Raw genomic sequence first — 22,704 nt, forward strand, 5'->3', positions numbered from 1 at the left:
TCGACGATCACCGTCGAGCTGGACGGCCAGGTCCGGGTCATCAAGCGCACCACCGACGTCCCGGTCCGCAACGTCAAAGCGAACAAACCCCGAGACGTTTCCGATGTTGTCTAGGCCCACCGTCAAGCATCACCTGGGACCAGAACGTCAGACATCACCTGGGACTAGCTAGCTAGACACCGCTTCGGCGGTACGCCATGGCCGTTGGCTGGGGTTGCGGGCTGGGCGTGGTGGCCTGTACTGCATCTGCTGGCGGTTCAGCTCGCCGAGGCATTGGCCACCGTGCACCGCATCGCCGTCAGTCGGGGTGCCCGAGTTCACGTACTCGCCCGCGAGGACGTTGACGCCATCCGCGGTCAGGGCGACGACGACAGCATGGCGTAGCCGAGCCAAACACGGGGAGTCTCTGCGGCTGTGTCCTCGGGGACTCCCGGCGACGCCCTCAGCCGGCCCGACGACCACCGTGACGACCCACTCGCCACAGCAGCCGTCCGCTGACGTTGCCGTCACCGTTGCCGTCAAACCCTCCAGCTGCCCCGCAACAAACATTGCCAGGGAGTGCGTCCAGGCACTCCCCGGCAATGTTTCTATTCCACAGACCAGCTGGCCCCGAGTCCTCCAGGGAAGCCATTCAGGAAATCTGAGACCGCTCTGATTGCTAGCTCTTGTGTCACCAAGTCAGACCGCTCAAAGACGCCCAGCTGCCCTCCGCACACGAGGCTCACTTCCTGCGAACCGGAGTCAGGTTCCTTTAGCTGAAGGATCTCTCCATCCTCCAACTCTCCCGTAACCAGGTAAAGGTCGGGTCCACCCGCAATGGAAAGATAGCGAAAAGGATCATCCTCTGTCACGGAAGTCTCGGTGCGCCGATGTCCATCGAGATCCACAATCGATTCGGAGATCCGCTCCAGTGTGGGATTGTCGACTTCCCAGTCTCGCGTTTTGGAACCGACTCGACTATCTCCTGCCAACCTGATCACAGCGGTCTACCCCAACGGTCTTGGTGTCGACGGTCGTCGAACTGCATTGATAGTGAACATTCCGGATGGCGTATGGACAAGCAATTCATCGACACCTAGGCCGCGCATCAACGAACCAACTCCTCCTGTCGCACCACACGCCCTACAGAAGTCTCGGTCCACATGCAGGACCGCTCGGGTTCCAGTCGCTCCCGCATCCTTCGCCTGCTGAAATACATCCGCTTCAGCATGGGTCTTCGTCTGAGCGTTAACCCGGATATTTATCGGCCTGCCATGCGCGTTCCGCCCGAAGAAGACTTGCCCGCCTACCTGGAGACGCGCAGCAGTGAACGTATCGTCGTCGGGATTCCCGCTCGAACTGCCACGGGCAGGCATTCCTTCCCGAGCACGATAATCAGCGAGCTCGCTCCAACCACAGTTATGCACCAGGACCGAGGTGGTGCCTGCGAGCACATAGTACGTGTGGAGGTTGGCCACCGTCAGGTTGTGGACGGTCGCCCGCTGGTTGGTCCAGCGCTCTATCGCCGTGATCTGGACGAGGGTGCCGGCGCTGGTCCGGAGCCACTGGCCGGACTGAAGGTCGGTGGCGTCGATCCATTCGCTGAGCTCAGGAACCCAGAAGGGGTGGCCGTCGGTCGCGGTGACCTCGGCAGTCTTCGAGCCGCGCTCACCATCGGTGTCGATGGCGACCTTCACCAGGTGCTTGACGCCGTCGCCCTTGATAGCGGCGGTGACCGTCTCCACACGGGTTTCGCCTGTCTTCGGGTCGGTCGCCTTGACCTTGTCGCCGGGCTTGACCTTCTCGATCGGCTTGGTGGAGCCGTCGGCCATGAGCACCTTGGTGCCGGGTGTGAAGCTGTTGTTGATCGGGCAGGAACCAGAACCCTCATCGGCCTTGCCGGAGCCGCCGCTTCCGCTGCTGCCGCCGTTGTTGCGCGAGGAGCCGCCGGAGGAGCCGCCGGGCTTGGTCGTGCTCTTGCCGCCGCCGCCCGAGCCCTTGCCGCCGTGGGTGCCGGAGGCGGAGGAGCCCTTCGGGTTGGACTTGGCCTGGGCCTGTTTCTGAACCGGATTACCAGTCTTCTTGCTGTGGTTGACCGCCTTGTTACTGGTCGTTTTCAGCTTGTCGGCGGCTTTCTTCTTTGCCGCTTGAGCTGCCTTCTTGGCTTTCTCGATGGCCGCCTTCTTGGCGGCGAGTGCCGCCTGCTCGGCCGCCTTGGCGGCCTTGAGGACGGCCTCGGCCGCCTTCTTGGCCGTGCGGAATGCCTGGATGGCGGAGATGGTGCGGTCGACGGCCTTCAGCACGGACGGGATCTTGCCGAGCTTCATCCATGGAATCGCACCGATGATGAGACTGCCGCAGGCCCACATGTCACCGCCGAAGCAGGACATGGCGTCGTTGAGGCCGATGAACTCCGCCAGCACCCCCCAGGCCGCGGCGAGGATCACCGAGGTGAGGGACTTGCCCATGGTGGCCTGGGCCTGCGCGACCTGCGCCGGGGAGAGGCCCGCACCCGCGAGGGCGGCGGCCCGCTCGGAGGCGGTCAGCGTCACGGACAGGCCCGTCGGGTCGGACAGGGTGACCGGGTTGTTGTGGGCGTAGGCGTAGCCGTTGGACTGCAGCGGGTCCGCCAGGTCGAGGACCGGGTCGGCGGACAGGAAGCGTCCGACGGCCGGGTCGTAGAGGCGGGCGCCGAGCGGGGTGTAGCCGGAGGCGTCGTCGCGGGTCGCGCCGAGGAACCCCTTATGGGTCTGCAGGTTGACGCCGGTGGTGGCTGCGCCGCGCTGGTTGCCGAACGGGTCCTGCTTGCGGATGCGGGCCGACATGCCGCCGTTGAGGGCGACCTCCGTGTACGCGCTGCCCTGGTGGTCGCCGGCGACGGCGACCAACGTCTCCGAGCCGGTGCCATAGGCGTAGCGCATGACCGCGCCGCCGGGGGCCGCGTAGGTGCGCTGGGTGTTGACCAGGGCGCCGCCCTTCTGGACGGTGGTCTCGGTCTCACCGAGGTGCAGGGTGGCCTGCTTGCCCTGGATGGTCAGGAGGCGGGAGCCGTCGGGCCCGTAGATGTGGCGGGTCTCGTTCTGTGCCTCCCACAGCTGGGCGGCGGAGGCTCCGTCGCAGGTCGCGAGCACGATCGGCGTGGCGTTGGCGGTAGCCGCGTCCTTGACCGCGACGCACATGCCCGAGGCGACGTGCATGAGCTGCCCGGTCGCGATGCGCTTGAGCTGCTGGGCGGTGGACCCGTTGCACTTCTGCACCTGGACCGCCGACCCGGCCGTACTGGCCGCCGGCTGGAGGCACCAGGTGTCGTACACGGACAGGGCGCCCAGGTTGCCGTCCGTCTGACCGGGGGACGGAGTGAAGGAGAAGTTCTGCGCGGCCGAGGCGTTGCAGCCGTACAGCTGGATCGGCTGACCGGCGGCCGGCAGGCCGGACTTCAGGTCGAAGCACTTCTGCGCCAGGCCGACGTACGGGGTCTTGCCGCCGCTGCCCTGGCCGGTGATCCGGTCGACCATGCCGTCGTAGGTCCAGGTCAGCTCCTGCTTGTCACCGTTCTGGATCGAGGTGACGGTCTTGGTCTCACCGGTCAGCTCGTACAGACGGTTCGCCTCGGCGGTGACCTGCGCGCCGGCCGGGGTGACGTACTTCTTCGACACCTTCGTCAGGGTGCGCGGCTGGCTGCCGTCGGTCTTGCCGTAGGTGTAGTCGGTGGTGGCGTCCTTGGCGGCGTCGCCGGTGAGGTCCTTCTCGGTCAGCTTCTTGCGGTTGCCGAGCAGGTCGTACTCGTACTCCTGCCAGTAGCCGGAGGCGTCCTTGCCGGCGGCCACGTTGAGGGTGCCGTCAGCGTTCTTCGGCGCAGAGCAGGCCTCCTGGTCCTTGGAGGTCCAGGCGTTCTTCAGCTGGCCGAGCGGGTCGTAAGTGAAGCACTGCCGCTCCTCGATGCCGAGGGAGTGCTCACGGATGTCGGTGACGTTGCCCGCATCGTCGTACGCGTAGGAGCGCTTGGAGACGAGGTTGCCGCCGACGAGGGTCTTGTCCCCGGTCTGCTCGCGGTAGACCTGCTGGTCCTTGAGCTCGCCGCCGGCCTCGTCGTACGAGTTCTGCGTCCACACCCGGTACGGCTGTGCGCCCAGGGTGGAGCGCAGCACCTGTCCGTGCGGGGAGTAGACGGTCTCGGCGCCGTACCAGTCCTTGCCCGACAGGGACAGCGGCATGCCGTCCTTGTTGTAGCGGACCACGAGCTTCTCGGCGGCGAACTTGCCGACGGCGGGCAGCGTGGCCTCTTCCAGCATGCCGGTGTCGCTGTACGCGTAGCCGTGCGTGTACGAGGCCGGCAGACCCCACGTGTCCGCGATGGACTGCGGCAGGGTCAGCGTGGTGGAGGTGGGCTGGTAGTCCTCGGTGTAGCCGTTGACCTTCTGGGTGTAGGCCAGGCCGTCGGTGTAGCGGGTGGCGGTGGCCGGAAGGCCCTTGCCGCCGCTGACGGTGTCGTAGGTGTAGTCGGCGAGAACGGTGCCGTTGGCGTCGTTCAGGCGCTGCTGCTTGGGCCGGGACAGCTCGTCGTAGCCGTTCCAGACGGTGACGTTGCGGGCATTCGTGGCTGTCAGAGGGCGGTCACGGTGGTCGTACGTGGTACGCGTGGTGCCCGAGTCAGGGTCGGTGGCGGTCACCATCCGGCCGCGCTGGTCGTAGGTCCAGGACCAGGGGCGGCTGGAGTCGGCGGAGTGGGTGGCCTTCTCCAGTTGGCCGCTCGCGTCGTACTGGTACCGCATCTTGGTGGCGGCAGCGGTGGTGCGGGCCGCGTCGGTGAAGGTGTCCACACGGGCGGTGCGGCCGAGGGCGTCGGTGTACAGCCGGTAGGAGGCCGCGCCCGACGGGTTGATCACCGTGGAGTGGTCCTGGCCGTACTCGTACTTGGTCGCCCGGGCCGGTGCGGCGGTGCCGCGCAGGACGGGCATCTCCTCGACCACGCGGCCGAGTCCGTCGTAGGTGTACCGGGTGGCGTTGGGCACGGTCGTGTCCGCGAGCGGCGTGAACAGCTCGCCGTCCGGAGCACCCTCGGTGTGGTAGGCGTTGTTGGTCTGCCACACCTCGCCGGAGCTGTTGTACAGCGTGTCCGTGATCAGACGGCCGCCGCCGTTGGCCTGCTCCTGGCTCTGCCGCTCACGTCCCATGCCGTCGTAGAGCGTGACAGAGGTTTCGACACGGTCCTCGTAACCGCGCGTGGAGGTGGTGACGTACGGGGGCTTCCGGTCCGGATTGGCCGGGTCGTACTTCGGGATCGTGTACACGGCCTTGAAGTCGGGCACGGCCGTGGCCGACGGAGTGCGGCCGGGACCCCAGGCCTCGACGAGGCGGCCCAGCGGGTCGTACTTCGCCTCGCTGACCCGGCCGTTGGTGTCCGTGGTCTTGAGGGCGACGGCGCGGCCCGGCTCCAGCTCCTGGATCTGCTCGTGCAGCAGGGAGTTCTTCTCGGTGATCTTGAACGCCTGCCCGGTGGGCGGGTCGTAGGCGATCGTGGAGGACTTCTGGTCGGGGTCGGTGAACCGGACGACACGGCCGATGGCGTCGAAGCCGGTGGTGCCGTCGGACTGGAAGCCGGTGCCGTCGGCCTTCAGCGACCACGTCTCGGTGGCCAGGCCCCGAGTCGAGTCGGCGAGGGCGGCTCCGTACGCCTGGCCGTCATAGCCGGTGCGTATCGCGGAGCTCAGCGTCTTCAGGTTGGCGAAGTCGGCGTTCGCGCAGCTCGTCGGAGAGCTGAGTGCCTGCTTGGTCAGACCGATCAGGTTCTTGCCGGTGTGGTGGACGTACTCGAGCTTCGTGCAGGACTCGTCGCCCGTCTTGCCGGTGTCGCCGAGGGACTCGGTCTGCGTGGGCAGGCCATGGGTCGGCTCGTACGTCGTCTTGGTCTCGACGAGGCGTTCGGTGCGTGCGTCGTCGCCGGTACCGGAGGACTTGGTGTACGAGACCGTCCGGGGCTCGGTGACCCGCCAGGCGCGCAGGGCCGTGAGGCCGTCGCCGCGGTCCCGATTGGCGAGCTCGGTGGCGTCGGGGAACGTGACGCTGCGGGTCAGCCAGTCGGTGTCCGCGTCGCCGGGGTTGGTGTAGGTGAGCTCCTCGGCGATACGGCCGGCGAAGGGCTCCTCGTCCTTGGCGATCTCGGCGCCGGTGATGTCCTTCACGGACACGGTGTTACCCATGCCGCGGAAGTAGCGGGTGACGGCCTTGGACTTCTTGCTGCCGACGGCGGCGTTGTCCGAGCCGGTGATGACGGTGGTCTGCTCGAAGCCCGCGAACTGGGAGTACGTACGCGTGGACTTCTTGGTGAACTCCTGCTCGGCGAGCTTCCAGCCGGCGTTCTTGTACGCGTAGGCGGTCTGGCTGCTGTACGCGCCGTCGACGTTGGGGAGTTCCTCGATGGTGTCCACCACGTACTTGTGGAACCAGTCGATGTCCTCCTTGTCCGGGTCCGGGTGCCAGAACGCCGGGTAGCACAGGCGGGAGTTCGACTTCAACGCGGCGGTGTCGGTCTTGCCGGGCAGGCCGGTACCGGTGGCGCATTCGTCCACGGGCGGCTTGTAGGTGACGACCGTCTCGCCGCCGTACTCGTTGATGACACGGCCGATGCGCAGCCGGGAGAACCCGGGGCGCGGGTCGCTGCCGCCCCGCTTGACGCGGTTGGGCATGTCCTCGGCGTTGGACTCGAAGCGCACCGCGTTGAGCTCGGCCTTGGCGTCGGTCGTGCCGTTGCGGCCGTAGCCGGTACGGGCGATCGACTCCAGCCAGAGAGCGGTGTTGGGGCCGGTCCGAAGGACCGGGAACTTCTGCTTGAGCTGGTACTCGTCCACCACCTGGCGGGCGGAGGTGTCCGTGCGCCGCTGCGCCGACGTGGTGATCTTGTCGAGGCGCTTGCGGGAGAAGAAGGACGGGCCGGCGTTCCAGCACTTCTTGCCGGACTCGCAGCGCAGGTCCGCCGGGGTGTCGTACCAGATGCGGTACTTGCCGGGGTCCTTGTTGATGAAGTTGGCCTCGCTGCAGGTCAGCGTGCCTTCGTCGTAGCAGCGCTCTTCGACGGAGAAGTTGACGCGGGCCGGCGCGGTGGCCGTGAACAGGCTGTCCTTGCGCTGGCCGTAGTCGATGCGGGAGAGGTAGCCACCGCGGTGGTACGAGACCGGGGCCTTGAAGTTGAAGTTCCTGGCGTAGTAGTTGGACTCGCGCACCCACCACAGGGACATGGCGTTGCCCTGGACGTCCTCGATGTAGTCCAGGCTCCAGCGCCAGGCCTGGGTGCAGTACGAGCCCGCCCAGTCGCCGGCCTTGTAGCAGGGCTCGCCCGCGTGGTTGCCGTACACCGGCACGGTCAGGACGGAGTTGGTGGTCGGGTCGTCGTCGGCGGTGTCCGTGGTGCCCTTGTCGGACCAGCCGGGCAGGCGGTGACGTCCGAAGTGGTAACGGGTGCCGTCACGGGTGGTGACGACCCAGTACTCGCCGTCCGCGTCACCGTTCTTCAGGTCCGTGTTCTTGATCAGCTCGATCTTGGAGCCGTCGCCGTTCGCGGTGAACCAGGCGTTCTTCGCCTCGTCCCAGACCAGTTCGGTGGTCATGCCGCCCAGCGAGAGGGTGGCGTTCTCCGAGCCGTAGCACAGGTCCGCGGTGCGGTGGGTGGCGTTGTTCGAGCCCGCCTTCTTTGAGTCCTGGCGGCAGTTGGCGTACGTACGCGTGATGGAGCCCGCGTTGTAGTCCCAGCCGTCACCGATCCAGGAGGCCTGGTTGTTGGTGGCGGAGGTACGGCCGTCCACGGACTGCGAGGAGTACGACAGGGCCACCTTCGGCGCGAGGCCGCCCGCGACCTCCGGCGTCTGCACCTGGTACGAGTAGGTGAACGCGCCCGAGGAGGAACCCGCGGACCAGGAGCCCGAGGACAGCAGCGGCGTGGCGGAGTAGTCGCCGGCCGCCGAGGCACCCGTGTCGAGCGCGCCGATCACACGCGGGCTCGCCGCGTCGACGGCGGGCAGCGCCGCCGTGCGGACCGAAGCACCATTGGCCTTGGGCGCGGCCGCCGCACCACCGAGCAGATCACCGACCGGCACCGCGCCGGACAGGATCTTGCGGGTGGGCGCGCTCTTTGCCGCGGTCGTGCGGGTGGGCGCGTTCTTCGCGGGCACCACCTTCACACTGCTGGACACCCGCTCGAAGGTGTCCCCGTCACGGCTGCCGGACATGGTCTCCACGCCGCCTTCGGCGGCGCAGTCGCCGGTGTCCGGCGAGTCGATGACGCAGTCGGGCAGCAGCACGAGGCCGAAACGGAGCGCGGCCTGCGGACCGTAGAGGTCGGCGAAGGCGGTGGTGTCGACGCTGAGCGCGACCTCGGCCGCCGGGTCCGCGGTGGCGGGCGGCGTGACCCTCATGATCAGGCCGGAGACGCCCGCGTCCTGGGAGGCCGTGGGAGCGGCGAGGTCGACGCTCCACTGGCCGGCCAGGGCTGCCGGGTCCCCGCCCTCGGGTACACCGAGTGCGACCGGCAGGTTGTTGGAAACGGGAACGGTGGCGCCCGGCTGAACACCGGTCAGGTCCGCCGTGCCGATGTCCGCCTGCCAGGGGGCGACTGCCACCGGCGCGTACGGGACCACCGGGACCTCATCGGCCGTGGTCAGGTTCTTCTCGGCGTTCTCGTCCTCGTCGACCGTCTCGCTCTTCGGCAGCTCCGGCAGTTCGAGCTGCGTGTCCTCGCGCTCCATGCCAGGGCCGGGAATGGCCCCGGCCTGCCCGGCCAGGGCCGTCACCGTCAGTGTCGATGACAGCAACATGACGATCGCCGTGCGGCGAAGGCGCCGTCGCCGGCGAACTGACTCTGTCATGGCTAGGCGACCACGCCCCAGCCAGGACAGCGGACCTGCAGCACGCATACGCGTCGACTCCCCAGGCGCGAAAAAGTAAAAGAGAACGGAAGAGAAGAGAGGTGTGCAAACACCAAACGGCACGCGCCGGTTGAGGCGCGTGCGTCGGCACTCTGCGTCAGGACCGCCGTTTCACTCAAGATCACGGAAGGTGACAGGAGGCACATTGGAGTGACATGCCTCACGGCACAGTGTTGATCAGAGCACGTCACTATCGATCATTCGGATAGATCAGGAAATACGCCTCGTTTCCGTCACTTCACCCCGCCAGAAAAGATCAAATGCAGAAATCTCCGGCGTCACTCTTCTCACTCTCTGCACATCGGTAACGAATCAGTGAAGTTCTTGTCTATGGACGAACCTCCCCAGGCCTGTGCGATCGTGTGCGCACTCTCAGCCCCGCGGCCCGCCGAACGGGGCTGTCTGTGCTGTCCCCATTCCGCCTGGTCCCCACGGGAGTAGACCGCCGTGTCCGCGCCGCCCCGCCTGCTCAGCCCTTTCGTGCGCACGCGCACCAGGCTGTCCTGCACTCTTGGCCTTCTACTGGCCGCACTCACCGCCGCCCTGCTGCCCTGGTGGCAACCAGGAGACGACCCTCTCGGGCAGAGAGGAAGGGCCACTGACGCCACGCCGGCGGCCACCGGCCCCCGCGACGAGGCGGCCGCCATGGCCCAGGCCGTCCGCAGCGGCAAGCAGGTGCTCGTGGACACAGCCACCACCGCCACCACGCTCACGTGGGCCCTGCCCAACGGGCAGCTGCGCAGCCGGATCAGCCCCCTGCCGCAGCGCGCGAAGAACGCCAAGGGCCAGTGGGCGCCCATCGACACCAAGCTGAAGCGCACCAAGGACGCTCCCGGCGGCCTGGGCATACGCCCCGCCAACGCCCCTGTCCCGGTGCGCTTCTCCAGCGGCGGCCCCGCCGGAACGCGCAAGGACAAGGACCGGGCGGAGCGCTCGTACGCGCGGCTCCCGCTCGCCCCGCGCGCCGTGGACGCTCCCGCCGGTGAGTCCGTCCTCGCCGAGGTCGATTTCGCCGGCCACACCGTCGCCTACACCTGGCCCGGCACCCTGCCGGAGCCGGTGCTCGACGGCCCTCGCGCCCTCTACCCCGAGGTGCTGCCCGGTGTGGACCTGCTCCTCGTCGCCCGTGAGGAGGGCGGCTTCGGGCAACTGCTCATCGTCAAGACGCGCGAGGCCGCCGCACAGCAGGCTCTCAAGACCGTGACGTACGGCCTGCGTTCGAAGACGGCGGTCTTCCGCCACGACCAGACCACCGGCCGGGTGCAGGTCCTCGACAAGGACGGCGGCGCGGAGATCGCCTCGATCCCCACCCCCTTCGGCTGGGACTCCTCCGGCCGGGACCCCGAGACTCCCGAGACCGCACCCCGCACCGCCGTGGCCACCACCGCCGACGTGCTCAAGCTCTCCGGCCTGTCCGGCATCGAGCCCGGAGCGCACCAGGCCCCGCTGCCGACCAGTCTCGACGGCGACGGCACCAGCAGCGCCCGCCTGCACCTGGACGCTGCCGCCAGCGGTCTGCTCACCGGCAAGGACGTCCGCTTCCCCGTGTTCCTCGACCCGCCGCTCAACACCGGCTGGCAGGGATGGACGGTCGCCTACAAGCCGTACCCCAACAGCAGCTTCTACAACGGCACCAACTTCAGCTCCGGAACCTCCGACGCCCGCGTCGGCCACGAGAACGACACCAACGGCACCGCCCGCTCCTTCTGGCGCATGGCCTACTCCAGCAGCCTCGAGGGCGCCACGGTCACCAGGGCGACCTTCAAGGTGCTGAACAACCACTCCTGGTCCTGCACCTCCCGCGAGTTCCAGTTCTGGCTCACCGGCGCCATCTCCTCCGGCACCACCTGGAACAAGCAGCCGAGCTGGTCCACCCTCCAGGACAAGGCCTCCTTCGCCCACGGCTGGTCCAGCGCGTGCGCCGACGAATACGTGGCGTTCGACGTGAAGAACGCGGCACAGAAGGGCGCGGACGGCGGCTGGTCGAGCATCACGCTCGGCATGCGGGCCACCAGCGAGTCCGACACCCAGACCTGGCGCAAGTTCCGTGCCACCTCCGCCACGCTGGAGGTGGACTACAACCGCGCTCCCAAGGAGCCCACCGGCGGCAGCACGACCCCCGGCGGCGCCTGTGTGGTCGGCCCCGGCGCCGGCCGCACGATCGGCAAGACCAACGTCGTCCTGTCTGCGACCGCCACCGACCTCGACGGCAACCTCAAGGGCCTGCGCTTCCGCTTCTGGAAGACCGGCGGGACGGTCCCCGCGGGCACCCTCGTCACCAACCTCAGCAGCGGCAAGGCCACGCTGACGATCCCCACCACCTTCCCCCTGGACGACAAGGCCACGTACTCCTGGGACGTGCGCGCCGAGGACTCCGCCGGCGCCGTGTCCAGCTACTTCCCCGCGGGCACCGAACCCTGCCGCATCACCGTCGACGGCTCCGCCCCGCCGCAGCCGGACGTCGAGAGCGACGTGTTCAAGGAGGCCACCCCCGACGGAGCGACCTGGGCGACGGTGAAATTCGGCCAGACCGGTTCCATCAAGTTCACCTCCGAGGGCGCGAGCAAGTTCAGCTACGCCTTCGAGGGGCTCAACCCGGTGGAGAAGCCGGCCACCAACGGCACCCTCACCGTGCCCGACCTGCAGCCGCCGCACTCCGGTCCCACCTATCTGCACGTGTACGCCTACGACACGTTCGGCAACCGGAGTGTCCGCACCGACTACGCCTTCTACGTGCCGCCCCGCGACACGGCCGACGGGCCCGGTGACACCGGCGGCGACGGACGCGCCGACCTGATCGTCATCGACGCCAACGGCAACCTGCGGACCCTCCCCGGCGGCCTGGAAGGCGATCTGTACGGCTCCCTCACCGGCTCCTACAGCACCGGCAACAAGCTCGACCCGGCAGGTCACTGGTACGACCCGGCCACCGGGAAGGCCGCCCTCATCGCCAAGCACTCGGACACCTACCCCGGCGACGGCACCACCGACCTGTTCGCCCGCACCCCCGACGGCAACTTCTGGCTCTACCCCGGCGACGGCTACGGCAGCTTCAACGTGGACCAGCGGCTGCGGGTCCGGCTGCCCTCCAACGCACCTGACCCGTCCACCTGGACACAGATCAAGGCAGTCGGCGACGTCACCGGCGACAAGCTCCCGGACATCTTCCTGCGAGCCGGCACCTCCTACTGGGCGCTCACCGGGTACACCGGCGCGACCTTCCAGCAGGCCACCCAGATGAACGCCGACGCCTGGGCCCGCCGCGAGATAGTCAACGTGGCGGACATCGACCTGGACGGCACGCCGGACCTGCTCTGGCGCAACCTGGACGCCGGCACCATGTACGTCCGCCACGGCAAGCCCGGCACGGTCGCCGGCAGCGTCGACCTCAACTCGCTCACCACCGCGGCCAACTCCCGTGACGGCGACGTCCAGTACGGAACGAGCTGGACCGAGGCGAACATCTCAGCGGTCATCGGCATCCCGGACGTCAACGGCGACCGGATCCCCGACATGTGGGCCCGCTTCAAATCGGACGGGCAGACGCGCATCTACCACCCGTCCACGACCAACACCAACGCTGCGGTGAGGATCGTCCTGTCGGTGGACTGGACGAACATCAAGGCGTTCGGCTGAGCCGTCCTGCCTGCCCCGCCCAGATCCCGGGTGCCTGAACAGCGGCGACCGGGACCCGGGCGGGGCACCGCGCCGGCAGAGCCCAGCGCCCTGCGCCCAACAGGTGGGGGGCGTCCCCGCCTCAACGGCCTTCAGCGCCCGGGACCACTGCCGGACCAGGCCCGCTCCATCTCCGGATCGAAGGAGAACAGCCAGATTTCCGACCCGACCGGCATTTCCTGCGCCACGGCCCGCAAGGGGAATGAACGAGCAACGTCTGCGCTGCTGCGTGTGCCGCCGGGACACATCCGATGCTGCCGAATGCGTGAGCTCGGCTCCGGGCTTCAGCGTCGAGATGCACCACATGTGACTCCCCATGTCCACGCCGGGCTTCCCGGACCGCCGAGGGCGGCCCGGTCGGCGGAGAGCCTCCTATGCGGGGATCCCGTACCAGTCCTCACGGACCTGCAGCAGCCACTCCCGCAGCGCATCGCGACGCGGATCCGGGTCCAACGAGGAGGCCCGCTCCAGCAGGCCGTCGAGCCGCACCTTCAGACCGGGGTCCTCGTCCTGCATCTGCTCGATGCGGGGTTCCACGAACAGGTCCAGGAACTCGGCCAGCGCCTCCCGGAAGCCCTCCGGTGCCGGGCCCTGCGGCGCCGGCTCAAACGCATCCACCACACAGTCGGCCGGGTTCTCCAGAATCCAGCCGGCGTAACCGCGGTCCCCGGCCACCAGGTCGAACCCGGGCGCGACGCCCAGCCGCCGCAGACCGCGGGCATCACGGGTGAACTCGGGGTACGCGCAGACAAGCGCCGTCGCCCCGTGCTCCACCCAGCGCACCGTGGTAGGGCGGGCGGAGAAGTTCTCCGCCGCTGCGGCCCTCACGCCTGCCGCCTCCCGCGGCAACCGCAGCCACGCGCCCCCGTCCCACTCCGCGTCCGCCTCCTGCGGCACCGCGACCATCACGCCCGCCAGCTCGCGCGTCCGCTTGTCGAAGCGAAACTCGTCGTCGTCCTCGGTCAGCCAGTCCATGCTGCCGAACGTGGCTCCCAGGAACGACTCCCGGCTGTGCCGGTCGAAGTAGGGCGAGACGACCACGAAGTGCCCGCCGACCGAGTACCTCGGGACCAGGTGAAGCCCCCGGGGGATCGATTCGACGGCGAAGCCGTCCGCGAATCCGAAGTGCATGTGCCGTTCCTATCTGAGCTGCTCGGCGGGCGGCAGATAGCCGCCCTTCGTGTTGGGAATTCTTTCCTCCACGATCTGCTCTCTGGTCACCGGCGGGCCGGGATCGTCCGGCGAACCGCCCCAGGCCTCGGCGCCACTGTCGTTCTTCGGACCCGAGGGACCGTAACTCGTGATGATGTTGCCGCGCCCGGCGCCCTTGCTCTCCATGATCACGATGTCCTCGCCCTGGTGAAAGATGAGCCGCTCCGCCCCTCCCTTCGAGATGTAGATGCCGTCCGGATTCGAGATGATGTCCAACTCCCGCTCGGGGGTCAGATGGCCGTGGTATCCCTTTGCCGTCCTGGGCTTGGGAGGGGCCGCGTCGCGGGCCGCCGCCACCGCCGAACGGGCTGTGTCCGCAGCCTCGTTGCGCTGGCGGCGGGCCTCGTCCAGCTTGTCCTGGGCCGCCTTCGCCTTCGCCTTCGCCGTACCGGGGTCCGTGAAACCGGAGGGACGAGGCGGGAGGTTGTCCTTCTTCGCCTCGACCGCGGCGTTGTACTCGTCGACGCCGTTGTAGTACGCCGCCCGGGCGTCCTCCGAGGCCTTCTTCGCCGCGTTGTACTCGTCCAGTGCCTCCTTGGCCTGTGCCTGCGCCACTCCACCGTCTCCGCGAAACGGGTCATCGCGCCGGCGGCCTTCTCGAAGGCGTCCGCGGCTTTGAACCACTTGGGCGGCTGCTTCGCCGACGCCTCCCGGAACGCGGTCGCGGCCTGGCCCTTGAAGGCGTCCGCGTCCACACCCTTGAGCCCCTCGCCGACCTTGTCGAACGACGCCTGGAGTTTCGTCAGGTGCGTACCCGTGGAGCGGATCTTGCTCACGCTGCCGTAGACCCTCCTCGGCCACATCCTCCGCGGCGTCCTCGACGACGTCCGGTACGAAGTCCCGCCAGCCCATCAGCCGTTACCACCCTCGGCGAGGTCCTTGAGCGAACCGATCCCGCCCTCGTTCTGGATCTTTTCGCCGGTGGTCTGCCAGGTCTGCTGGATGTCCTGGTTGGCCTTCTGGAAGGACTCCGCGCTGTAGTCCGGCTTGTAGACGTCGGCCGAGAAGATGTCCCCCCACTGCTTCTTCTCGATGTCGTCCTCGCTCGCGTGCGGATTGCCGTACAGCGAGTTCGCGCCGACCTTGAGCGCCCCCTGGATGTACTGGTCCTCCTCCCACAGGGCGCCCGCCGCAATACCCGTCTGGGCGGCCAGAACGCCGGCGTCCTGGATGAGCCCGCGTACGCCCCACTCCCAGCGCTCGCAGAAGTCCTCGAAATCGACCGCGAGGCCGGGGTGGCCGGCCTCCATCCCGGTCAGCGACAGCTCACCGAAACCGGCACCCATCGAGGCGCCGCCCGCCGTGCCTATCCCGCGGAGCTCCGCCACCGCGCCCCGCAGCCCCTCCCTGATCTTGCTGATCGCGGCCGGGTCCACCTCGAGGTCTTTGTCCCCGCTCATCGCGCGCCCTCCCCACTCCCAGCGCCATCCCGGCCATCCGCGTCCTGCGCGACGTCCCCGCGACCGCGTCCGGCACAATCCCGGACACCGGCGGGAACATCATCGATCCGTCCACGTCCGGGACGTCGACCGCGATGCCGGTCGGACCGCCGAGGGACGGAATCACCGCGTCCAGAAGGCGTGCACCCAGAATCGTCAGGAACTGCCACTCCGTGTCCCCCGCGTCGCCCCGCGCGCGGGCGAACCGTGCCAGGGCCCCTTCGTCCGTGAACGCGTAGATCCAACGGATCCCGCCGATGTCCCCGGACATCAGCCCGCCGTCCAGTACCGGCACCATCACCGGCGCACGACGGAACTCCCCCAGCAGCCGCCCCGAATCACCGCGCCCCTCGCGCGCGGCGGCAATCTCCTCGGCCAAGTCCACGTCGATGGTCCCCCGTTCGACAAACGTCCGTGTCCCAGTGCCCCACCGTACGACAGTTCACTTTTCCATTTGGGTTCGGCGAACCATCAGATATAGGGCTTGACGGCCGGCTGATGAGGTGCTCCGGGGCCCCGTCCGAGCCATTGGGCATCGACGTGCGCGCGGGGTCATCGGAGCTGACGGCGGACCAGCTCGTGGAACAGGCCGCCCGTGTCGGCGAGCAGCTCGGCGGGCGGCCCCTGCTGGACGACCTTTCCGTCCGACATGGCGATCACCCGGTCGGCGTCCATGATTGTGGACAGCCGGTGTGCGATCACGATGCGGGTGGCGCGCAGGGTGCGGGTCGACTCGATGACGACCCGCTGGGCCTCGTTGTCCAACGCGCTGGTCGCCTCGTCGAAGAAGAGGATGCGCGGCTTGCGGATGAGGGCCTGGGCGATCATCAGCCGCTGGCGCTGGCCGCCCGAGACCGTACCGCCGCCGTCGGACAGCATGGTGTGCATGCCCATGGGCATGGCCTTGATGTCCTCGGCCAGGCCCGCCATGGCGGCCGCCTCCCACGCCTCCTCGAGGGTGAACGTCTCGGCGCCGCAGATGCAGTCGAGGATGGACCCGGTGAAGGGCTGGGCGTTCTGCAGGACGACGCCGCACTGGCGGCGCACGGCCGCCTGGTCCAGCGCCGTCAGATCCTGGCCGTCGTAGAGCACACTCCCGGAGACGGGCTTGTCGAAGCCGATGAGCAGCCGCAGCAACGTCGACTTTCCGCAGCCGCTGGCCCCGACGATCGCGACGAACTCGCCGGGCCGGACCTGGAAGTCGACACCGTCGAGTACCAGGGGTCCGTCGTCGGTGTAGCGGTAGGTCAGCTGCCGCGCCTCGACGGCCCCGCTGAGCTGCCCCGGTTGGCTGCTGGAGCCGCGTACCTCGGGAACCTCCTCGAAGATCGGCTTGACCTGCTCGAACATCGGCAGCACGGCGGCGGCCGAGATGAGGGCGCCGGTCAGCTGCGTGACGGAGGACAGCATCATGGTCACCGCGGTGCTGAAGGTGAGGAACTCGCCGGCGGACAGGCTGCCGCGGGCGGGTCCGGCCAGCAGCATGAACATCACGAGCGTGCACAGCGGGAGGTAGACGGCGTTGAGCACCGTTATGACGTTCTTGATCCGGCCGATGCGCTGCTGCAGCTCGCGGGTACGGGCGAACTCCCTTGCCCAGGCGGCGTAGGCGAAGCTCTCGGCCGCGGCGACGCGCAGCTTGGGCAGTCCCCGCAGGGTCTGGAACGCCTGGTTGTTGAGCTTGTTTCCGAGCGCGATCAGCCGCCGCTGGTACCGCAGCTGCCAGAGCCCCAGCCCCAGGAAGACGGCGGCGATGACGAGCAGCATCGCGATCGCGACCAGGGCCAGCGGCACGCTGTAGACGAGCAGCAGGACGAGGTTCATCGTGCCGACGGTGCTCGCCTGTACGGACACCGATCCGATGCCGGACAGCACGCGGCGGATGGAGCTGATACTCATGGCCGCGCCGGCCAGTTCACCGGTGGAGCGGCCCGCGAAGAACTTCGTCGGCAGCCGGAGCAGCCGGTCCCACACCGCCGGCTGCAGAGTCGCCTCGATGCGGCCCTCCATGCGCAGGACGGAGACGTTCTGCAGCAGCATGAAGGCGGCCGAGACGACGCTGGTCGCGATGAGCGCCAGGGCCGTCTGCACGATGAGGCCGTTCTCGGCCTTGGGCACGTACTCACCCAGCACCTTGCCGGTGGCGATGGGCACCAGCGCACCCAGGGCGACAGCCACCAGCCCGCCCAGGACGAGGCCGCGCATTTCGGTGCGCGTGCCGCGCAGGCAGAACCGCACCAGCGGCAGCAGCCCCAATCGCCCTTCGGGCAGCGGGCGGTAGAGCATGACGGCGCGCTGGTCGAAGGCGGCCTCGTTGGTCTTGCCGATGCGCTCACGCACCCCGGTGGCGGGATCGACGGCCACGTACCTGCCGCGACGCCACAGCAGCGCGACCGGCGTAGCGTCCTCTTCGCGCCGGCCCACCAGGGGCCCGCTGTTCTCCCGCCACCAGCGTCCGGTGAGCCTGACAACGCGGGTGCGGATGCGCGAGGCGAGCGCGATGCGCTCGACCGGATCCATCCGCCCGGGGACGGCCCCGCCGGCATCGCGGGGTTCGGACAGCGAGACGCGGGCCTCGTCGGCGACCAGGCGGCACACGGCGAAGGTCGCGTCGTGACCGGCGCGGCGGTGGGAGTCCCTGCCGGAGCGGTCGATCGAGGCCAGCAGTGCCTGATCCGCCTGGGTACGAGCGGTCTCGCCGGCCTCGATTCCGGCCGCCGTACGGTCCTCGTGGGCGCGCTCGAGCTGGTCGATCCAGTCGTCCAGGGCGTACAGCAGCCGGTACTGCTGGTCGACCATCCCCTGCCACATCGTCGCGTCGACCAGGAGCACGCCGGCTGTGTCCTGCTCGTATCCCTCGTATGCGGCGCCGTACTGCACGCTGCCGGGGGCGACCTGCATCCACAGGATGTCGTCGTCGGCCCCGCCCTGCTCGGCGGTGGCACGGCCGTCCAGCGGCGCCTGGTAGAGCACGCGGAGGCCGCGGCCGATGCCGCGCGCGAAGGCGTCCTCGAGGGGACTCGGCGCCGGGTCGACGGCGCCGTACTGCCCGTACTGCCCGTACTGTCCGTGGTTCTCCTGGTCGGCGTACCACTGGTCGGCGTAGAACTGGCCGGTGTCCCACTGGTTGGCGTTCCACTGGCCGGCGCCCCACTGCCGGCCCTGACCCTGCCCGCCGTACCCGTGGTCGCCGTACCCCTGGGCGCCGTACCCCTGCGCGCCGTACCCCTGGTCGCCGTGCTCGGGGCGGTAGAGCTCGCGCAGCTCGATCCGGCGCAGCGAGCAGCCCTGCAGGGGGCGGCCCACCAAGGTGTGCTCGGGGCCCTCCACCGGGCCGAGCAGCAGAGTGCCCGCCTCCAGCCGGCCCAGGAAGTGCCAGTGACCCGACTGTGCGGCGTCGACGGCGAACAGGTCCATGGCGCCGTCCACGACGAGCCACAGCACGAGCGGCCCCTCCAGGGAGAGGCTGCGCACCCCCGTGCAGTCGACCGCCGAGCCCAGTCCGCCGAGGGCGGCGACGACCGGGTCGGGCGTCCAGCCCGGTTGCGCGCCGGCGACCGGGGCGTGGTGAGGGGACGTCACCTCAGTGCTCCTTGACCAGTTCGGCGTACCGGCCCTGTGCGGCGGCCAAGTACTCGTGCCGCCCACGTTCCACCACCGTGCCCCGGTCGAGCACGACGATCTCGTCGCTGTCGCGCACCGTGCTCAGCCGGTGGGCGATGACCACACAGGCGCAGCCGCGGCGCCGCAGGTTGTCGATGATGACCTGCTCGGTCACCGCGTCCAGAGCGCTGGTCACTTCGTCGAGGACCATGACGCTGGGGCGGCGCACCAGCGCCCGGGCGATCTCCAGGCGCTGTCGCTGACCGCCGGAGAAGTTGCGGCCGTCCTGCTCGACGCGGCTGTGGATGCCGCCGGGGCGACGGGCGACCACGTCGTGCACGGCGGCGTCCTCGAGGGCGGCGGTGACGGCCTCGTCCGTGACGGAGGGGTCCCACAGCGCGACGTTGTCGCGGACGGTCCCCTCGAAGAGGAAGACGTCCTGGTCGACGAAGGAGACGGAGGCGGCCAGCGCACCGCGCGGGATGTCCTCCAGCCGCATCCCGTCGATGCGGATGGCGCCCTCCCACGGGGCGTAGAGGCCGGATATGAGCCGGGAGACGGTGGACTTGCCGCTGCCGGAGCCGCCGACGAGAGCCACCTGCTGGCCGGGTCCGACCGAGAGCGAGAAGTCCTTCAGCAGTGGGGCGTCCAGTGGGCTGTAGCCGAACGTGACGTTGTCCAGCTCCACATGGCCCTTGAGGCGTCGGGTGCCGGCGGCGGGCTGAGGCCGCGAGTAGAGCGGGTCGACGGGGAAGCTCTCGACGTCCTTCAGGCGGGCGACGTCGGCCGCGAAGTCCTGGATCCGTCCGGCGACTCCGTTCAGGCGGGTGATCGGCGCGGTGAAGCTGGTGACCAAAGCCTGGAACGCGACGAGCAGACCGATGGAGAGATGCCCCTCCACCGCCCGCAGACCGCCGATCATCAGGATCAGCGCGCTGTTGAGCGCGGCCAGGGTGGGTGCGACGACCGCCAGCCACGCGCTGGGCACACCGAGCCGCTGCTGTACGTCGAGCGTGGTCGCGTGCTGTCCGGCCCAGCGGCGGAAGAAGCCGTTCTCACCGCCGGTGGCCTTCATCGTCTCGATGAGCTGGAGACCGCTGTAGGAGGTGTTGGTCAGCCGGGCGCTGTCGGCGCGCAGTTTCTGGGTGCCGGTGGCCCTCACGTGGATCACGATCCGCATGGCCACCACGTTGAGCAGGGCGATCATCACGCCGACCACGGTGAGCTGGGGGTCGTACGTCCACAGCAGCACCGCGTAGAGCACGATCACCACGGCGTCCACACCCGCGGCGGCCAGGTCCCGGGCGAGGGTCTCGGCGACCGCGTCGTTGGACTGCAGGCGCTGGACCAGGTCGGCGGGGTTGCGCTGGGAGAAGAACGTGACCGGAAGTCTGAGCAGATGACGCAGGAAGCGGGCGCTGCCGAGGGTGGAGGAGATGATGCGTCCGCGCAGCAGATTGGCCTGCTGCAGCGCCGTGAGCGTCGCGGTGAGCACCAGGGCGGCCGCCATCGAAGCGAAGAGCACCCCCAGCAGGGACGTCTGGTTCCCGATGAGGAACATGTCGATGTACGTGCGGCTCAGCGCGGGCACCGCCGCGCCGACGACCACCAGCAGGAGGCTGGCGATCACGGCGGCGAGCATGGTGCCCGAAGTGCCTCGCAGGCGGAGCGGCATGGCGCTCATGACGCCCGGTTTCCGGCCGGTGCGGCGGAAGCCCTCGTCGGGCTCGAAGGTGAGCACGACACCGGTGAAGCTGGTGTCGAAGTCGTCCAGCGCGACGAAACGCCGCCCCTTGTCGGGGTCGTTGACGTAGACGCCCCGGCGGCCGAAGCGGCGGCCCATTCCGTCGTAGACGACGTAGTGGTTGAACTCCCAGAAGAGGATGGCCGGGGCGGGTACCTCGGCCAGCGCGGCCAGGTCCATCTGCATGCCCTTGGCTTTCATCCCGTAACTGCGGGCGGCCTTCAGGACGTTGCTCGCCCGGGAGCCGTCGCGGGAGACGCCGCAGGCGATACGCAGCTCTTCCAGGGGGACGAAGCGGCCGTAGTGGCCGAGCACCATCGCCAGCGCGGCGGCGCCGCACTCGACCGCTTCCATCTGCAGCACCGTGGGGGTGCGTACGGTCCGGGGCGTCCTGCCCCTGGGGGCGGGCGTGGGCCTGCCGCGCGAGGAGCGTCGCCCGGGGTCCTTGCCCGCCGGCTCCGGACGTCGGCGACGCGCGCCGCCCTTGGGCTCGGGGCGGTGGCGCCGGCGTCCGGCGGGCGGGAGCTGGGGGGAGGGCGGCCGGTACTGGGTCCGGGCCCCGGCGGCTTCCTGCGGGGCGCTCACGGCAGCAGCCAGTCGACGGGGCGCTGCGCGGAGAGGTGGACGGCGCCGGTGACGGGCGTCGTTGAGTCGACGGCGTACGGGGGCCCGTCCGTGGACGACCACTTGTAGCCGGACTCGGTGGCGGAGGACCGTTCCAGTTCGACGAGCACGGCGACGGGGTTGCCCTGCCGGGCGAACTGTGCGGCGAGCTGCTTGTCGCCGAGGAAGCTGCCGATCCGGGCCTGCGTCTGGGGCGAGCGGCCGACCTTCTTGACCCGGCCGCGCAGTACGCCGAACTGCTGCTGGGGGACGGACTGGACGGTCAGGTCGACCGCGGCGCCCACGGGGATGGCCGAGCCGCTGCCGCCGGGCACGTACAGCATGGCCACCAGCGGGGCGTCCGGGGTCTTCACGCGTTCCACTGTCGCCACGTCCGCGCCGGTCGTGACGACCGAACCTGTCTTGGCGACCAGTGTCGTCACCCGGCCTCCGGCGACCGCGCGCACGGGCTCGTCGCCCTTGGCCGTACGGACCGTCAGAAGGGGTTCGCCCGGGGACAGCAGCCGGCCCTCCTCGGCGAGGACCGCGGTGACCTGTCCGGCGACCGGACTCTGCAGCACGTAGCTGCCCTCGGCGCTGGTGAGGATTCCCGGCGCGCTCAGCTTGGAGGAGACGGAGCCGGTGAGGGCCCAGAAGGTCGCGACGGCGACGGCGACGACCGTTACGGCCAGTACGAGCCGCCCTTGCGGGCGCGCGAAGCGCACCGGCAAATGGAGTTCTTCAGGCGATTGCAGCTTGGAAAGCGCCTTTTGGCGGAACTGCACGGAACTAGTCCTTCAACTGCATTTGGCCATGAGGCCGTGGGAAACCATGAACCCCGGAAGGGGGGGAGCTCCGGGGTTCATGGGCGACCCCACAGGGGCGCACACGCACCCGTCAGATCGTGCAATGCCCCGGGCGATGAAACCCGGTGGCGTATCTCCTGCTCAGAGACCGGCGACGGCGGTGATGCCGGAGGTGTCGGCGTGAACGCCGGTGATGCCGGCGACCTGGCCGGTGAGGCCCGTCACGGCGTGGACGGTCTGCAGGGAGCCGAGGGCGGAGGCGACGTCGCTCGTCGCAGCGCCGACCAGGCCGCCGGAAAGGCTGGCGATGCCACCGGAGACGGCGTCCAGCTCGGTGTCGGCGATCTCACGGGTCTCGAGGTCGTTACGCATTTCGCGTATTTCCCTTCGTTTGTCGGAATATTTCTCAAAGACGCGGAACGGGCCGCGACAAAACGGTCCGGTTCCACTCCCGCGGCAGTCCGGCTTCCAGTACTCGGTCGCCATTCCCACAACTGCCGCAGTGCGCAGATGAAAGCACGCGAACGGAGGGCCCGGCCAATCCCGTTGACGCTCACCTGGAGTGCGGCCGACACCTCGGGCGACCGGCGTGACGGTTCATTCACCGAGTGGTGACAAAGTCTTCGCAAGATTGAGTAACAGATTTGCGGGACCCGCCGCCGCACCGAACCAAAATGGATATACCCGCACCAAGCGCGTGGGGCATTTCCGGCATCGCGAGGGCC

Annotated in this window: 9 protein-coding genes and 1 pseudogene; 2 read left to right on the forward strand and 8 right to left on the reverse strand. The window is 69.0% G+C overall.

Features of this window, described 5'->3' with window-relative positions; all coding sequences use genetic code 11:
• Window positions 1-204: 204 nt before the first annotated feature.
• Window positions 205-384 (forward strand): hypothetical protein, encoded by a 180-nt coding sequence (locus AB0M62_RS28295; RefSeq protein WP_366077125.1) that lies wholly within the window; start codon window positions 205-207, stop codon window positions 382-384.
• Window positions 385-986: 602 nt separating this feature from the next.
• Here AB0M62_RS28295 and AB0M62_RS28300 read toward each other — a convergent pair.
• Entirely contained in the window at window positions 987-8,786 is a 7,800-nt protein-coding gene (locus tag AB0M62_RS28300; RefSeq protein WP_366077126.1) for a ricin-type beta-trefoil lectin domain protein, read from the reverse strand.
• Window positions 8,787-9,344: 558 nt separating this feature from the next.
• On the opposite strand from AB0M62_RS28300, the gene AB0M62_RS28305 reads away from it, so the two are divergent.
• On the forward strand, window positions 9,345-12,533 hold the full coding sequence (locus AB0M62_RS28305; protein ID WP_366077127.1) for a DNRLRE domain-containing protein: 3,189 nt from the start codon (window positions 9,345-9,347) through the stop codon (window positions 12,531-12,533).
• A gap of 411 nt (window positions 12,534-12,944) precedes the next feature.
• Here the strand turns inward: AB0M62_RS28305 and AB0M62_RS28310 are convergent, their stop codons facing one another.
• The 7 genes and pseudogenes from AB0M62_RS28310 to AB0M62_RS28340 all read right to left on the reverse strand — a co-directional run bounded on the left by AB0M62_RS28310 (window position 12,945) and on the right by AB0M62_RS28340 (window position 22,351).
• Entirely contained in the window at window positions 12,945-13,703 is a 759-nt protein-coding gene (locus tag AB0M62_RS28310) for a hypothetical protein (protein ID WP_366077128.1), read from the reverse strand.
• Between the two features lie 9 nt (window positions 13,704-13,712).
• Window positions 13,713-14,587: pseudogene (locus AB0M62_RS28315) on the reverse strand (putative T7SS-secreted protein).
• A 48-nt stretch (window positions 14,588-14,635) separates the two neighbouring features.
• Window positions 14,636-15,184, reverse strand: coding sequence for a hypothetical protein (locus AB0M62_RS28320; RefSeq protein WP_366077129.1), 549 nt, complete (start codon window positions 15,182-15,184; stop codon window positions 14,636-14,638).
• Window positions 15,185-15,775: 591 nt separating this feature from the next.
• Window positions 15,776-18,805, reverse strand: coding sequence for an NHLP bacteriocin export ABC transporter permease/ATPase subunit (locus AB0M62_RS28325; RefSeq protein ID WP_366077130.1), 3,030 nt, complete (start codon window positions 18,803-18,805; stop codon window positions 15,776-15,778).
• 1 nt (window position 18,806) lies between these two features.
• Window positions 18,807-21,155: an NHLP family bacteriocin export ABC transporter peptidase/permease/ATPase subunit gene (locus AB0M62_RS28330; protein WP_366077131.1), complete on the reverse strand. Its 2,349-nt coding sequence runs from the start codon at window positions 21,153-21,155 to the stop codon at window positions 18,807-18,809.
• A complete protein-coding gene (locus AB0M62_RS28335; RefSeq protein WP_366077133.1) occupies window positions 21,152-21,958 on the reverse strand; it encodes an HlyD family efflux transporter periplasmic adaptor subunit in 807 nt (268 codons plus the stop codon). The genes AB0M62_RS28330 and AB0M62_RS28335 overlap by 4 nt, the downstream gene beginning before the upstream one ends.
• A gap of 162 nt (window positions 21,959-22,120) precedes the next feature.
• The gene (locus AB0M62_RS28340; RefSeq protein WP_366077134.1) at window positions 22,121-22,351 is read right to left on the reverse strand and encodes a hypothetical protein; all 231 of its coding nucleotides are present in this window, start codon (window positions 22,349-22,351) and stop codon (window positions 22,121-22,123) included.
• Between the last annotated feature and the right edge of the window lie 353 nt (window positions 22,352-22,704).

It is taken from the genome of Streptomyces sp. NPDC051219 (assembly GCF_040682335.1).
GTDB lineage: Bacteria > Actinomycetota > Actinomycetes > Streptomycetales > Streptomycetaceae > Streptomyces.

Bases quoted from the DNA above. Each gene is read 5' to 3' on its own strand.
- AB0M62_RS28300 (WP_366077126.1), bottom strand. From the start codon at position 8,786: ATGTTGCTGTCATCGACACTGACGGTGACGGCCCTGGCCGGGCAGGCC.
- AB0M62_RS28320 (WP_366077129.1), bottom strand. From the start codon at position 15,184: ATGAGCGGGGACAAAGACCTCGAGGTGGACCCGGCCGCGATCAGCAAG.
- AB0M62_RS28310 (WP_366077128.1), bottom strand. From the start codon at position 13,703: ATGCACTTCGGATTCGCGGACGGCTTCGCCGTCGAATCGATCCCCCGG.
- AB0M62_RS28340 (WP_366077134.1), bottom strand. From the start codon at position 22,351: ATGCGTAACGACCTCGAGACCCGTGAGATCGCCGACACCGAGCTGGAC.